We start from the raw sequence: 13799 nt of genomic DNA on the forward strand, positions 1-13799 counted from the left end.
CCAACGATGGCCCACATCCTGCTGCTGCACTCCGCGATCGGATTGCGCCCGGCGGTGCTCGAGTTCGCCGATGCGCTGCGCGACCGCGGCCACACCCTCACCGTGCCCGACTACTACGACGGTCAGGTGTTCGACGACGAGGCGGCCGGCATCGAATACCGCGACCGCGTCGGTGCGCGCGACCTGTTCAAGCGCATCCTGCCGGTGGTCGACGAGCTGCCGGCCGAGGCAGCGTTGGCCGGGTTCTCGTTGGGGTCGGCCTTCGCGCAGACGCTCGCCGCGACCCGTCCGCAGGCGGCCGGGGTGATCCTGATGCACAGCGTGGCCGCACCGTTCGGACGCTGGCCCGGCGCTCCCGTGCAACTGCACCGTTACGAGAGCGACCCGTGGATCGAGGAGGACGACGTCGCGGCGCTGCGTGCGTCGGTCGAGGCCGAGGGCGCCTCGTTCGAAGACTTCGTCACCCCCGGACGCGGCCATCTCTTCACCGACGTGCACGGCCCGGACGGCGACGCCGCGGCGACCGCGGCGACCATCGAGCGCATCGACGCGCTGCTGAACCGCTGACCCGCGCTTTGGAGGTCACCACCTGGACGCTGGAGATGCGCGACCCCGCTGCGCTCTCCGGCCGCACCGATCTTCCGGACGGCGTTCGCGTCGACGAAACATCGAGCGTCACACCGGAATTCGCTCGATTCCTCTACGCGATGGTCGGCGGGCCGTGGCGCTGGACCGACCGGCTCGGCTGGACCCGGGAGCAGTGGGTCGCCGACCTCGCGGCGCCGGCGACCACCTTCCTCATTGCCTCTGCGGACGGCGTGCCCCAGGGCTATCTGCACCTCGGCGCGTCGGCGGTGGGTGAGACGAGCGAGATCGAGATCAAGTACTTCGGCCTCGTGACCGCCGCCATCGGCAAGGGCCTCGGCACCGCGCTGCTCACCCGCGGCATCGAACGCGCCTGGCGCGCAGCCGAGCTCGACGATGTGCCGCCGGTGTCGCGGGTGTGGGTGCACACCTGTTCGCTCGACGGCCCGGCCGCGTTGCACACCTACACCGCGCGCGGGCTCGAGCTGATCGACCAGACCGTCACCGACGAGGACTACCCCGACGAGCCGCTCGGCAGTTGGGCCTCCACCGGCGGGCCGAGCACCGGCTGAGGTCTTACGTCGCACGAAGTCGCGTCAGGCGCGACTTACTCACGGGTTCGGGCCGATACGCCGCAGTAACTCGCGTCAGGCGCGACTTTGCAACGGGCTCGCTGCGCTCGCCCTCCTCAGGGCTTGCGGGAGATCTTGTCGGCGATCCCCGCGATGCCGGAGCGACGGCCGGTGAGCGACTCGCGCCGGTCGGCCTGCCGGTAGGCCGCGTAGAGCCCCATCACCCCGGCGTACCGGAACGGTTCAGGCTCCCACTTGCGCACCTTGCGCTGCACCCAGGGCAGCGTCGTGCGGTGGGTGTCGTTGCCGAGCACGAGGTCGGCGAGCGTGCGGCCGGCGAGCGCCGCGGAGTTGACCCCGTGACCGACATAGCCGCCCGCGTAGCCGAAGCCGTCGGCGTAGGTGACCGTCGCCGTCCAGTCGCGCGGCACACCGAGCACGCCCGACCAGGCGTGGTCGAGCTCGATGCCCTGCAGGTCGGGGAACAGCGTCTCCAACGAGCCGCGCAGCTGGTCGATCGTGATCTGCTGCGTGACGCCGAAATCGTCTGTGCGCGAACCGAACCGGTAGGGCACTCCGCGTCCGCCGATGGCGATGCGGTCGTCGGCGGTGCGCTGCGCGTAGATGTAGGCGTGGGCTTCGTCGCCGAGCACCTCGCGCCCTTCCCAACCGATCGCGTCCCACTGCTGGGTGGTGAGCGGCGCGGTGACCACCACCGAGGAGTTCATCGGCAACCAGGTGCGGCGTTTGCCGGGGAACTGCGCGGTGAATCCTTCGGTGCAACGAAGCACGGCGGGCGCTCTGACCGAGCCGGCAGCGGTGCGGACGAGCCCCTCACCGGCCTCCGTCACCGCGGAGTCCTCGTAGATGATGACGCCCAGCCGTTCGACGGTCTCGGCGAGACCCTGCACCAGCTTGACCGGATGGATGCGCGCGCAGTGCGGCGTCCAGATCGCAGCGAGCGCGCCGTTCATTCGGATGCGGTCGGCGAGTTCGTTCTCCTCCAGCCAGTGCTCGTCGGGGGTGCCCCAGGTCTGCTCGTGCGCGTAGGCGCGCTCCAACCGTCCGAGTTGGGGCGCCGAGGTCGCCACCCGGAACTCCCCACCCTTCACGATGTCGGCCTCGATGCCCTCACGCGCGGCGACCGCGATGACCTCGTCGACCTGGTCGCGCAGCGCCTGCTCGAGCGCTTTGGTGCCGTCGGGCCCGTCGACCTTGTTCAGCACGGCCCGCGAGCCGGGCAGCGCGGCCGTCAGCCAGCCACCGTTGCGGCCCGAGGCACCGAAACCCGCGAAGGTCTGCTCGACCACCGCGATGCGCAGGGTCGGGTCTGCCGTGGCGAGGTAATAGGCGGCCCAGAGGCCGGTGTATCCGGCGCCGATGATGCAGACGTCGGCCTCGACGTCCCCGGTCAGCGAAGGCCGCCGATTACGGGCGCCGGGGGCACCGCCGACCTGTCGCCACCACCACGAGACATCACCGTTGCGCATCACGCCACCAAGCATGGCCCATCGATCGCGGTCGGGCGCGCCGCTCAGACCAGATGCAAGCGCAGCATCGCCAGCGAGCGCTGCCACAGGTCGCCGGCCACCGAGCCGTGCGGACGCGGCGTGACCAGGTCGGTCAACGACAGGTGCCGGGCCGGGTAGGGCTTGGCGCAGAACGGCACCCCGGCCCGCCGCATCGCGGCGCGCAGGTCGGGCAGGCTCTGCGCCGCGGCGACATTGTCGGCGGCGTAGAAGCTCACCGCCGCACCCTTGATGTTTTCGACGAGGTCGATGTCGGTGCCGACGCTGTCGTAGGCCAGCGCGAGCCGCACCCGCGGGTCGGCGGACGCGATCGTGAACGCGAGCCCGCCGCCGGTGCCGTAACCGATCACCGCGATCCGCTCGTCGACGCCGGGTTCGCGCGACAGCGCGGTGACGGTGGCCCGCAGCGCGCGCACCGCCCAACGGCTGTAGTCGGGACCTTTCACCAGGGTGAGGACGTCGCTGACGGAGTCGTCGTGGTCGACCTCGTGCCAGCACTGCTCCGCCGCGGCCGCCGCCTCCGGATCGAGCCCGAGGCTGCTCACCAACTCGGGCACCATCACCAGGTAACGCTGCGCCGCGAGGCGGTGCGCCAGCTCGGGCACCGACTCGTCGATCTCCCGCAACCCCGGCAGCAGCACGATGCCGCCGAGCGCGCCGGCCGCCGGCGCGACCCGGTGGGCGCGCAGCGGCTGAGGGTGCAGGGTGCTGACCATTGGTCGTCCTTCCAAGCTGCGGCGGGATTTGCGCACAAGGATATTGCGCGGCTCGGAACGTTTGGCCGGTTGCTGCGACCCAGTTGGAACCACAACGACCCGGCCGACGTCGCACCGCGGGAGAAACCGGCGTACTGCTCGCCGAACCACGCTCGAGACACGCTCGAGACCAAGCTCGAGAACTGTCCGCGATCGCCCCAGGAGGCGCCGATGTCACACCGTTCATTCCGCCGAATCGTCCCGAGCGTGCTGGTCGCCGCCACGTGCGTCGGCCTCACCGCCTGCAACTCCCGTGACGCCACGGTGAGCCCGAACTCCGCGTCCGCCACCAGCACCACGTCGACCGCGGAAGACAGCGCGTCGTCGACCTCGTCCGACAGCGGCTCGTCCGGTACTTCGTCCGACGGTTCGCCCAGCAGCTCGGGCTCGACCGAGGCCGACGAGCACCCGACCGCGCCGGCACCGACCACCGATCCCGGACGCGCCGACACCCTCACCACCAGCGGCGGTTGGATCGTGAGCGGCAGCTACGTGACCTTCGTCTACCGCAGCGGCACCCGCTACGTGGTCGACACCGGCACCGCGATCAGCGACCCGAAGACGGGCACCTACAAGTCGGGCAAGGGCACCCTCACGCTGAAGAACGGCCAAGCGAGCTGGGCCGGCAACGGACTCACCGCCCGCGCGACCGTCAACCGGCAGGGCGCCGGCTCGGTGATCGACCGCACCGGTGTCATCGCGATCACCGCTGACGGATCGGTCGCCTGCGCCACCGACAAGAAGCTCGCGTTCGTCACCAGCGACGGACGGCGCGGCAACGCCAACACCGGCGGCGCGATCTTCGTCGACGCAGCGGGCAAGCAGACCACGATCGGCAAGCCGGGCGACCGGGGCACGATGGTCGGTCGCTACAGCGTCTGCAATGTGGGCGGACGCAGCTCGGTTGAGGCGTTCGACGACGTGCTGTTCGAGTTCGACAGCGACAGGCTCAGCCCGACCGGCGCGGTCTTCGTGAAGGCGGCGGCTATGACGATCGCCCCGGAGGTCGGCGGGCGCACCGTCCGCGTGGTCGGCCACACCGACTCCAAGGGCACGCCGGAGGCCAACATGGCACTCGGCATGCGGCGCGCGACCACCGTCTCGAACGAATTGAAGCGCCTCATCCCCGGGCTGAGCACCGAGGTGCGCAGCGCCGGCCAGACCCAGCCGACCGCACCCAACGTGAAGCCCGATGGTTCGGACGACCCGCAGGGCCGCGCGATGAACCGCCGGGTGGAGATCAGCTGGAAGCAGTAGCCCGCACTGCCGGCCTCCAGTGAAAGATCGGTGCTGTCATGGCAACACCGATCTTTCACTGAAGACTCTTTGAGGCCCGGTGGTCAGGCCTGCGGGGTCTGCCCGGCCGCCGGCGGGGCGGACGCGTCGCCCCGCGGAGCCGACTGCGCATCGCCACCCTGCGGCGCCTTCTGGTCGACACCGAGCTGACCCTCGACGGCGTCGGCGCCCTTCTTGATCTGGTCGGAGTACTTGCCGCCGGTCTTCTCGTTGACGACGGCCTCGGCCTTGTCGATACCGTCACGAACCTTGTCGGGGTTCTTCCCGGCGAAGTCCTTGGCCTTGGCGATGATGTTCTTGAAATCCATGAGCGCCAATCCTAGGGCCGGCGGCCGCGCGCAAGCACTCGGCGCGCGTACAGGTACGGCGCGTCGCCCGCCGGCTCAGGACGACTTGTCCGTGTCTTTACCCAGTTCGTGCCGCAGCGCCGCACCCAGCAGCGGCAGGCGGAACTGATGGCCCGACTCGACGAGCACCCGCGGCACGACCCGCTGGCTGGCGAACGCCAACTCGCGCGCGCCGCGTCCGCCGAGCAGCAGCCGCGGACCGAACTCCGGCACGGGCACCAGGCTCGGCCGGTGCAAGGTAGCCGCTAGCTCGTCGCTGTACTCGCTGTTGCGCACCGCCTCGGGTGCCACCGCGTTGACCGGTCCGTGCAGCGCGGCGTCGAACAGTGCGCGGTGGTAGATCTCGACCAGGTCGTCGAGCCCGATCCACGACATCCACTGCTTGCCGTCGCCGAGCCGTCCGCCGAGGAAGGCTTCGTACATCGGGCGCAGCAGCGCGAGCGTGCCGCCGCGGGCCGACTGCACGATGCCGGTGCGGACGTTGACCGTGCGGACCCCGGCCTGCGCCGCCGGCCGCGTGGCGTGCTCCCAGTCGCGCACCACCGCGGACAGGAAGTCGTCCCCGGCCGGGGCGGTCTCGTCGAGCAGTTCGTCGCCGTGCTCGCTGCCGTAGAAACCGATCGCGGACGCACAGACGAAGATCCGCGGGCCGCCGTGTTCGACGATCGCGGCGGCGAGCCGCTGCGTGGGTCCGACCCGGCTGTCACGCACGGCCGCCATGTGGCTGCCGGTGAACCTGGAGCCGATCGGCTCGCCGGCGAGGTGCACCACCGCGTCGACGTCGTCGAGCATGGAGTGCACCGGAGCGTCGGGGTTCCACCGACGTTGCTCGAAGCGAGCGGCGGGGTCGGGGGCGTGCCGCACGAGGTGGATCACCCGGTGGCCGCCGGTGCCGAGGAACGCGCTCAGGGCACTACCGACCAGACCGCTTCCGCCCGTGACGGCGACGGTGATCGGCCGGGCGCCCCACTGCGTCTCGGCGCGCTCATGGGCGCAGAGGTCGTCGACGAGTTGGCGCCGTCGGTAACGGAAGATCGGCTCGAGCATGCGCTTCGGCACCCGCGTCGACACCTGGTCGAGCATCGTGCAGCCGTCCGGCCGATCCTCGAAACGGTGCACGTGCTGCCACCGGGTGAGCGCCGCGAACGGTTGCGAGACAGCGCGATCGGCGAACTGGAAGCCGTCGACGAACAGCTCCGGACGGTGCTGCGCCACCCACTGCGCGCGGGGCACCCCCACGGTGGCGACGACCGGCCGCAGCACCGCCTCGCCGTCGCGCAGGTTGTCGGCCTCGCGCAACGGCTGCAACGGACCCCACGGCGCAGAGAGCCGGGTCATCGCGCCGGGGCGCGACATCCAGTTCCATACCGTCGTGCGGTCGGTCGACAGGTGGGTGGTGAACGAGTGACTCTCCATGGCACCACTGTGGCACGCAGGCCTGGCCGGGCAGCGCTCGCCCGGCCCACCCGCAGGGGGCGTGTGCAAATGTCAGAACATTTACCGATAGCCTGACGACGACGCCGGCTCAGGGTGCCGGCAGCGAAAGCGATGAGGACGCGATGAGTTCTGCCTACCCGTACGCCCCGGCCACCACCGTCCGACTCACGGTGGGTCAAGCGGTGGTGCGTTTCCTCACGGCACAACACTCCGAACGCGACGGTGACGAGCGCCGCCTGATCGCCGGAATGTTCGGCATCTTCGGCCACGGCAACGTTGCCGGCATCGGGCAGGCGCTGCTGGAGAACGCGGTGGCCGCCGAGGCCGACCCCGAGGTCGCGGCGATGCCGTACTGGTTGATGCGCAACGAACAGGGCGGCGTGCACGCCGCGTCGGGCTTCGCCAAGGAGACCCGCCGCCGCCAGACGCTCGCTGTGACCACGTCGATCGGCCCGGGCGCCACCAACATGGTCACCGGTGCGGCCCTCGCCACCACCAACCGGTTGCCGGTGCTGCTGCTGCCGTCCGACCAGTTCGCCACCCGCTACCCCGACCCGGTGCTGCAGCAACTGGAAGACCCGCGCAGCCTCGACGTGTCGGTCAACGACGCGTTCAAGCCGGTGTCGCGGTTCTGGGACCGCATCAACCGCCCCGAGCAACTCGTCCCGAGCCTGCTGAACGCGATGCGGGTGCTGACCGATCCGGCCGAGACCGGGGCGGTGACGATCTGCCTGCCCCAGGACGTGCAGGCGGAGGCGTACGACTGGCCGGTGGAGTTCTTCGACAAGCGGGTCTGGCACATCGGCCGGCCGCAGGCCGACCCGGCAGCCCTGGCCCGGGCGGTCGAGGCGATCCGGACGGCGCGGCGGCCCCTGCTGATCGCCGGCGGCGGGGTGATCTATGCCGACGGCGCGCAGGTGCTGCGTGAGTTCGCCACCGCCACCGGCATCCCGGTGGCCGACACCCAGTCGGGCAAGGGCGCGATCAACTTCGACCACGAAAGCTCCGTCGGGGGCGTCGGAGCCACCGGCAATTCGGCAGCCAATCGCCTTGCCGCCCAAGCCGATCTGATCATCGGGGTGGGCACCAGATACGCCGACTTCACGACCGCTTCGCACACCGCCTTCGCGCGACCCGACGTGCGTTTCGTCAACGTCAACGTGCAGGCCTTCGACGCCGCGAAGCTGTCGGCGACGATGGTCGTCGGCGACGCCCGCGACACCCTCGATGCGCTGCGTGCGGGCCTCGCGGGGTGGCGCACCGACGACGGCTACCGCGCCGAGGTCGCCCGGCTGCGGCAGGAGTGGGACGCCGTCGTCGAGCAGTGCTACCACCGCGACCACTCCCCCCTGCCGGCCCAGACCGAGGTGTTCGGGGCGCTCAACGAAGCGCTGGCCGAGCGCGACGTCATCATCAACGCGGCCGGTTCGATGCCGGGCGACCTGCAGTGCCTCTGGCGGGCGTCGTCGCCCGACCAGTACCACCTCGAATACGCCTATTCCACAATGGGTTACGAGATTCCCGCGGCGCTCGGGGTGCGCCTGGCGATGGGGCCGGACGACGACCGCAACGTCGTCACGGTGGTCGGCGACGGGTCGTACCAGATGCTGCCGATGGAGCTGGCGACCATCGCCGCCGAGGGCCTGAAGGTCATCGTCGTGCTGCTGCAGAACCACGGATTCGCCTCGATCGGGGCGCTGTCGGAGTCGGTGGGCTCACAACGGTTCGGCACGAAGTACCGCATGCGCAACGACTCCACCGGGCGCCTCGACGGTGCTCAGGTGCCGCTCGACCTCGCGGCCAACGCCGAGTCGTGGGGGCTGAAGGTGTTGCGCTGCAACGGAATCGCCGACTTCCGCAGCCACCTGCGCACCGCACTCGACGGCGACGAGGCCGTCGTGCTCTACATCGAGACCGACCTGCTCGGCCCCAACCCGCCGGGTTCGTCGTGGTGGGACGTGCCCGTTGCCGAGGTCTCAGCGCTGGAGTCGACGCAGGCCGCCCGCGCCGCCTACGAGCAGGGCAAGCGTGCCCAGCGACACCACCTGTAGGGAGTCAGTTCTCGTGCACGGTGATGTCGATGGCGTACTGGTCGGCGCGGTAGACGTGGTCGCCGTACTCGACCGGCTGCCCCGCCTCGTCGAACGCCCGACGGGTCATCGTCAGCAGCGGCTCGCCCTTGGCGGTGTGCAGCATCGAGCGTTCGGCAGGGGTCGGACGCCGCGCACCGATGCGCTGCTTGGCCACCACCGGCCGCACGCCCACCTCGCGCAGCAAGGCGTACAGCCCGCGCTCGACCAATTGCGACCCGTCGAAGCGGGCCGCCTGCGGCAGCAGCCAGTTGCACAGGATCGACAGCGGCTGGTCGCCGGCGTAGCGCAGCCGGCGCACGAACACCAAGTCGGTGTTCTTCGGCACCTCGAAGAACTCCGCCGCCACCGGCGAGTGCGCGGCCCGATCGAAGTCGAGCAGTTCGGTGCGCGGCTCCTTGCCCGAACGCACGAGGTCTTCGTAGAGGCTGGTCAGCTCGTCGCGCCGGTGGATCACCTCGCTGGCCACGGTGGTGCCGATGCCGCGGCGCCGGGTCACCAGCCCCCGCTGCACCAACTCGGCGATCGCACGGCGCACGGTCGGCCGCGACAGGTCGAGACGCTCGGCCATCGCGAGTTCGTTCTCGAAGGGATCGCCCGGCTTGAGCTTGCCGCCCTCGATGGCAGCGGTCAGCTGCTGCGCAAGTTGGTAGTAGAGCGGAATCGGACTCGTCCGATCGATCACCACCGGGACCGTCTCAGCCATAGGCCCATCATAGACAGGGAAGGTCAACCGGAAGTAAAAATGTCATTACATTATGGTCAGGCTTCCAGCGCCCCGTCGAACAGGCACCGCACGTGAACACCGCAGCTCCCGACAGCACCCCCGACGGCACCCTCGACGGCATCCTCGATCTCGTCGCGATCGGGCGGCTTGGGGTCGACCTCTACCCGCTGACCAGTGGTGTCGGCCTGGCCGACGTCGACACCTTCGGCAAGTTCCTGGGCGGCAGCGCGGCCAATGTCGCGGTCGCCGCAGCCCGACACGGACGCGCGGTCGCGCTCGTCTCGCGCACCGGTGACGACCCGTTCGGCGCCTACCTGCGCCGCGAGCTCACCCGGTTCGGGGTCGACCCGGCGGCGGTGACGCCGAACCCGGAACTGAAGACGCCCATCACGTTCTGCGAGATCTTCCCGCCCGACGACTTCCCACTGTACTTCTATCGGGAGCCGATCGCGCCCGACCTGACCCTCACGCCCGAGCACGTCCCGGCGTCCGTGGTCGATGCGCGGGTGTACTGGTCGACGGTCACCGGGCTGTCGCGCGAGCCCTCCCGCGCGGCCCACTTCCACGCCTGGGCATTGCGCGGACGCACCCCGCTCACCGTGCTCGACCTCGACTGGCGGCCGATGTTCTGGCCCTCCCCGCAGGAGGCCGGCGCGGTGATCGCCGACGCCTTGCGGCACGTCACGGTTGCGGTCGGCAACCGGGAGGAGTGCGAGGTCGCGGTCGGCGAGACCGAACCGACCCGGGCCGCCCGCGCGCTGCTCGACCGGGGCGTCGAATTGGCCATCGTGAAGCAGGGACCGCGAGGTGTGCTGGCGATGACCGCCGAGGAGTCGGTCGAGGTGCCACCGCTGCCGGTCGACGTCGTCAACGGGCTCGGTGCCGGCGATGCCTTCGGCGGCGCACTCGTACACGGGCTGCTCGCCGGGTGGAACCTCGAGCGGGTGTTGCGCTTCGCCAACGCCGCCGGCGCGATCGTCGCCGGACGGTTGGAATGTTCATCGGCGATGCCGACGACCCAGGAGGTCGAGGCGGCCGTCGCCGCCGGTGCCGTGGCCAAGGAGGAACGATGAGCGAACCGCTGGGCGGCGACGCCGTCCGTCATCCCATTGATCTGACCGAGCTGACCCGGTTGCGATGCACCGACCCCGGCGCGGTCGACCGCGCGTGGGCGGCGCGGCGTCCGCACACCGGCGGCCGCGAGCGATTGCTGGTGGTGGCCGCCGATCATCCCGCGCGCGGCGCGCTCGGCGTGCGCTCCGACCCGATGGCCATGGCCTCGCGCGCCGACCTGCTGCGTCGGCTGGCCACGGCTCTCGCCAACCCCCGGGTCGACGGGGTGCTCGGCAGCGCCGACGTGCTGGAAGACCTACTGCTGCTCGGACTGCTCGACGACAAGTTGGTGTTCGGGTCGATGAACCGCGGCGGGCTGCAGGGCGCCGGCTTCGAGTTCGACGACCGGTTCACCGGTTACACCGCCGAGCGCATCGTCGCCGCCGGGCTCGACGGCGGCAAGACGCTCACCCGGGTGTGCCTGCAGGACGCCGGCACCGTCGCCACCCTCGAAGCCACCGCCCGGGCGGTCGACGCGCTCGCCGCCCACGACCGCATCACGATGATCGAGCCGTTCTGGTCGGAGTTCGGCGCCGACGGACGCGCCCGGAACATCCTCACCGCCGACGCCACCATCCGCTCGATGCAGGTGGCCGCCGGGCTGGGCTCGACCAGCGCCTACACCTGGCTGAAGGTGCCGGTGGTGCCGCAGATGCACCGGGTGCTGGAGTCGACGACGCTGCCGACGCTGCTGTTGGGTGGCGATCCGGCCACCGCGCCCGAGACGACGTACGCCTCGTGGGCCGACGCGCTCACCGCGCCGTCGGCGATCGGTCTGGTGATCGGACGCGCGCTGCTGTACCCCGGCGACGACGACGTCGCGGCAGCCGTCGAGACGGCCGCCGGCCTGGTGCACGGACCGGCCGACAAGCCCGCCGCGGGAGACGAATCGTGAACTGGCACAAGCCCGCCGGGTCGATCAGCAGTGCCGACTACGACGTGGTCGTCTCCCCCGGCGACCCCGACTGGGTGCACACCGGGCTACGCGTCGCCAACCTCGCCGCCGGTGAATCACGCGCGATCGAGACCGGCGACCAGGAGTTCGTGATCGTGCCCCTCGCCGGACGCCGGGTGCAGGTGTCGAGCGAACCCGACGAGGTCGAACTCGTCGGGCGAACGGACGTCTTCGCCGGGCCGACCGATGTGGCGTACGTGCCGCGCGGCCGCACGCTCACCGTGACCGCGTCCGAACCCTCCCGGGTGGCGTTCTGCTCGGCGGTCGCCGGATCGGATCAACGCTTGGCGGTCGTCACCCTCGACCGCGTGCCGGTCGAACTCCGCGGCGCCGGCAATGCCTCGCGCCAGGTGCACAACTTCGCGACTCCGGCTGTGCTGCAAGCTGATTCGATCATCTGCTGCGAGGTGCTCACCCCCGGCGGCAACTGGAGTTCCTACCCTCCGCACAAGCACGACGAGGAACGCCCCGGCGTCGAGACCGAGCTCGAAGAGATCTACTACTTCGAGGCCCGCACCGAGCCGGGCGGGCCGGCGTCGGCCCAACCGCACGGCTATCAGGCGGTGCACGGCACACCGGAGCGCCCGATCGACGTCAACGCGCGCGTGGTCAGCGGCGACGTCGTGCTCGTGCCGCACGGTTGGCATGGGCCGTCGATGGCTCCGCCGGGCTACGACCTCTACTACCTCAACGTGATGGCCGGCCCCGGACCCGAACGTGCGTGGCGTATCTGCGACGACCCCGCGCACGGCTGGGTGCGTGACACCTGGCCCGATCAACAGCTGGATCCCCGACTCCCCTTCACGGCGCGCGACCGCCCGCGCAAGGATCGCACCGACGACACCACGAACGACCCGGAGGAAGCACGATGAGCACCCCCACCCGCATCACCCACCTGATCGGCCACCGCGACTACTACGGCACCGCCGACCGCACCAGCGAGGTCTACAACCCGGCCACCGGTCAGGTGACCGGCGCGCTCGACCTGGCGTCGGCGTCCGTCGTCGACGAGGTCGTCAAGCACGCATCGGCGGCCGCGAAGGAGTGGGGCGCCACCTCGCTCGCCAAGCGCACCCCGGTGCTGTTCAAGTTCCGGCAGTTGCTCGACGAGAACAAGGAACGCATCGCGGCGTTGATCACCGCCGAACACGGCAAGGTCACGTCCGACGCGCTCGGCGAGGTGACCCGAGGCCTGGAGGTGGCCGAATTCGCCTGTGGCATCCCGCAATTGCTCAAGGGCGGCTACTCGGAGAATGTTTCGACCGGGGTCGACGCCTACTCGATCCTGCAGCCGCTCGGCGTGGTGGCCGTGATCAGCCCGTTCAACTTCCCGGCGATGGTGCCGCTGTGGTTCGTGCCGATCGCCGTCGCCTGCGGCAACGCCGTCGTGATCAAGCCGTCGGAGAAAGACCCGAGCGCCACGCTCGAGGTGGCGAAGCTGTGGCAGGAGGCGGGGCTTCCGGACGGCGTGATGAACGTCGTGCACGGCGACAAGGAGGCGGTCGACGCGCTGCTCGACCACCGTGACGTCAAGGCGGTGTCGTTCGTCGGATCGACCCCGATCGCGAAGTACGTGTACGAGCGCGGTGTCGCCGCCGGCAAGCGGGTGCAGGCCCTCGGCGGCGCGAAGAACCACATGCTGGTGCTGCCCGACGCCGACCTCGACCTCGCCGCCGACGCCGCCGTCAACGCCGGCTTCGGCTCGGCCGGTGAACGCTGCATGGCGATCTCGGTGGTGGTGGCCGTCGACAGCATCGCCGACGACCTCATCGAACAGATCAAGACCCGCATGGCCGGGCTGAAGACCGGAGACGGGTCGACCGGTTGCGACATGGGCCCGGTCGTCACCGCCCAGGCGAAGAAGCGCATTTCCGGCTACATCGAGGCCGGGCAGCAGGCCGGCGCGACGCTCGTGGTCGACGGCCGTGAGACCGAGTTCCACGGACCCGACGAGGGCTTCTTCGTCGGCCCGACCCTCTTCGACAATGTCGCCACCGACATGTCGATCTACACCGACGAGATCTTCGGACCGGTGCTGTCGGTGGTGCGTGTCGGCTCCTACGACGAGGGCCTCGACCTCATCAACGCCTCCGAATACGGCAACGGCACAGCGATCTTCACCAACGACGGCGGTGCCGCCCGGCGCTTCCAGAACGAGGTCGAGGTCGGCATGGTCGGCATCAACGTGCCGATCCCGGTGCCGATGGCCTACTACTCCTTCGGCGGCTGGAAGTCGTCACTGTTCGGTGACAGCCACGCCCACGGCATGGAGGGCGTGCACTTCTTCACCCGCACCAAGGCGGTCACCTCGCGCTGGCTCGACCCGAGCCACGGTGGGCTCCACCTCGGCTTCCCGCAGAACGAGTAGTAAAGAGAAGTGGTCGCTGTAGCGA

Annotated in this window: 13 protein-coding genes; 8 read left to right on the forward strand and 5 right to left on the reverse strand. The window is 70.3% G+C overall.

Features of this window, described 5'->3' with window-relative positions:
• The first annotated feature begins 6 nt into the window (after positions 1-6).
• Both DFJ65_RS01015 and DFJ65_RS01020 read left to right on the forward strand, forming a co-directional pair.
• Positions 7-567, forward strand: a complete 561-nt coding sequence (locus tag DFJ65_RS01015; protein ID WP_115921406.1) for a dienelactone hydrolase family protein — start codon at positions 7-9, stop codon at positions 565-567.
• 8 nt (positions 568-575) lie between these two features.
• The gene (locus DFJ65_RS01020) at positions 576-1157 is read left to right on the forward strand and encodes a GNAT family N-acetyltransferase (RefSeq protein ID WP_115921407.1); all 582 of its coding nucleotides are present in this window, start codon (positions 576-578) and stop codon (positions 1155-1157) included.
• A gap of 116 nt (positions 1158-1273) precedes the next feature.
• On the opposite strand, the gene DFJ65_RS01025 is transcribed toward DFJ65_RS01020, so the two are convergent.
• Positions 1274-2647, reverse strand: coding sequence for an NAD(P)/FAD-dependent oxidoreductase (locus DFJ65_RS01025; protein WP_211308474.1), 1374 nt, complete (start codon positions 2645-2647; stop codon positions 1274-1276).
• A 44-nt stretch (positions 2648-2691) separates the two neighbouring features.
• Positions 2692-3402, reverse strand: coding sequence for a dienelactone hydrolase family protein (locus DFJ65_RS01030; protein WP_115921409.1), 711 nt, complete (start codon positions 3400-3402; stop codon positions 2692-2694).
• A gap of 210 nt (positions 3403-3612) precedes the next feature.
• Here DFJ65_RS01030 and DFJ65_RS01035 point away from each other — a divergent pair, with 210 nt between their 5' ends.
• Positions 3613-4698: an OmpA family protein gene (locus DFJ65_RS01035; protein ID WP_147301263.1), complete on the forward strand. Its 1086-nt coding sequence runs from the start codon at positions 3613-3615 to the stop codon at positions 4696-4698.
• Between the two features lie 83 nt (positions 4699-4781).
• Here the strand turns inward: DFJ65_RS01035 and DFJ65_RS01040 are convergent, their stop codons facing one another.
• Together DFJ65_RS01040 and DFJ65_RS01045 are read right to left on the reverse strand one after the other, a co-directional pair.
• On the reverse strand, positions 4782-5045 hold the full coding sequence (locus DFJ65_RS01040) for an antitoxin (RefSeq protein WP_211308327.1): 264 nt from the start codon (positions 5043-5045) through the stop codon (positions 4782-4784).
• 75 nt (positions 5046-5120) lie between these two features.
• The gene (locus DFJ65_RS01045; RefSeq protein WP_115921411.1) at positions 5121-6500 is read right to left on the reverse strand and encodes a TIGR01777 family oxidoreductase; all 1380 of its coding nucleotides are present in this window, start codon (positions 6498-6500) and stop codon (positions 5121-5123) included.
• A 143-nt stretch (positions 6501-6643) separates the two neighbouring features.
• Between DFJ65_RS01045 and iolD the strand changes: the two genes are divergently transcribed.
• On the forward strand, positions 6644-8572 hold the full coding sequence (gene iolD / locus DFJ65_RS01050; RefSeq protein ID WP_115921412.1) for a 3D-(3,5/4)-trihydroxycyclohexane-1,2-dione acylhydrolase (decyclizing): 1929 nt from the start codon (positions 6644-6646) through the stop codon (positions 8570-8572).
• 4 nt (positions 8573-8576) lie between these two features.
• Here the strand turns inward: iolD and DFJ65_RS01055 are convergent, their stop codons facing one another.
• Positions 8577-9317 carry a GntR family transcriptional regulator gene (locus DFJ65_RS01055; RefSeq protein WP_115921413.1) on the reverse strand — a complete coding sequence of 247 codons (741 nt, stop codon included), beginning with the start codon at positions 9315-9317 and terminating at the stop codon, positions 8577-8579.
• A 92-nt stretch (positions 9318-9409) separates the two neighbouring features.
• Between DFJ65_RS01055 and iolC the strand changes: the two genes are divergently transcribed.
• From iolC to DFJ65_RS01075, 4 genes are read left to right on the forward strand one after another with little or no spacing between them, the layout of a single operon-like run.
• On the forward strand, positions 9410-10411 hold the full coding sequence (iolC, locus tag DFJ65_RS01060; protein WP_425452941.1) for a 5-dehydro-2-deoxygluconokinase: 1002 nt from the start codon (positions 9410-9412) through the stop codon (positions 10409-10411).
• Positions 10408-11346, forward strand: coding sequence for a Cgl0159 family (beta/alpha)8-fold protein (locus DFJ65_RS01065; RefSeq protein ID WP_115921414.1), 939 nt, complete (start codon positions 10408-10410; stop codon positions 11344-11346). The genes iolC and DFJ65_RS01065 overlap by 4 nt, the downstream gene beginning before the upstream one ends.
• Positions 11340-12278 (forward strand): 5-deoxy-glucuronate isomerase, encoded by a 939-nt coding sequence (iolB, locus tag DFJ65_RS01070; RefSeq protein WP_115924034.1) that lies wholly within the window; start codon positions 11340-11342, stop codon positions 12276-12278. The genes DFJ65_RS01065 and iolB overlap by 7 nt, the downstream gene beginning before the upstream one ends.
• The gene (locus DFJ65_RS01075) at positions 12275-13774 is read left to right on the forward strand and encodes a CoA-acylating methylmalonate-semialdehyde dehydrogenase (protein WP_115921415.1); all 1500 of its coding nucleotides are present in this window, start codon (positions 12275-12277) and stop codon (positions 13772-13774) included. Before iolB ends, DFJ65_RS01075 begins: the two co-directional genes overlap by 4 nt.
• Positions 13775-13799 lie beyond the last annotated feature (25 nt).

Source organism: Calidifontibacter indicus (assembly GCF_003386865.1).
Taxonomy (GTDB): Bacteria; Actinomycetota; Actinomycetes; order Actinomycetales; family Dermatophilaceae; genus Yimella; species Yimella indica.

Bases quoted from the DNA above. Each gene is read 5' to 3' on its own strand.
- DFJ65_RS01015 (WP_115921406.1), top strand. From the start codon at position 7: ATGGCCCACATCCTGCTGCTGCACTCCGCGATCGGATTGCGCCCGGCG.
- DFJ65_RS01025 (WP_211308474.1), bottom strand. From the start codon at position 2,647: ATGCGCAACGGTGATGTCTCGTGGTGGTGGCGACAGGTCGGCGGTGCC.
- DFJ65_RS01030 (WP_115921409.1), bottom strand. From the start codon at position 3,402: ATGGTCAGCACCCTGCACCCTCAGCCGCTGCGCGCCCACCGGGTCGCG.
- DFJ65_RS01035 (WP_147301263.1), top strand. From the start codon at position 3,613: ATGTCACACCGTTCATTCCGCCGAATCGTCCCGAGCGTGCTGGTCGCC.
- DFJ65_RS01040 (WP_211308327.1), bottom strand. From the start codon at position 5,045: ATGGATTTCAAGAACATCATCGCCAAGGCCAAGGACTTCGCCGGGAAG.
- DFJ65_RS01045 (WP_115921411.1), bottom strand. From the start codon at position 6,500: ATGGAGAGTCACTCGTTCACCACCCACCTGTCGACCGACCGCACGACG.
- iolD (WP_115921412.1), top strand. From the start codon at position 6,644: ATGAGTTCTGCCTACCCGTACGCCCCGGCCACCACCGTCCGACTCACG.
- DFJ65_RS01055 (WP_115921413.1), bottom strand. From the start codon at position 9,317: ATGGCTGAGACGGTCCCGGTGGTGATCGATCGGACGAGTCCGATTCCG.
- DFJ65_RS01065 (WP_115921414.1), top strand. From the start codon at position 10,408: ATGAGCGAACCGCTGGGCGGCGACGCCGTCCGTCATCCCATTGATCTG.
- DFJ65_RS01075 (WP_115921415.1), top strand. From the start codon at position 12,275: ATGAGCACCCCCACCCGCATCACCCACCTGATCGGCCACCGCGACTAC.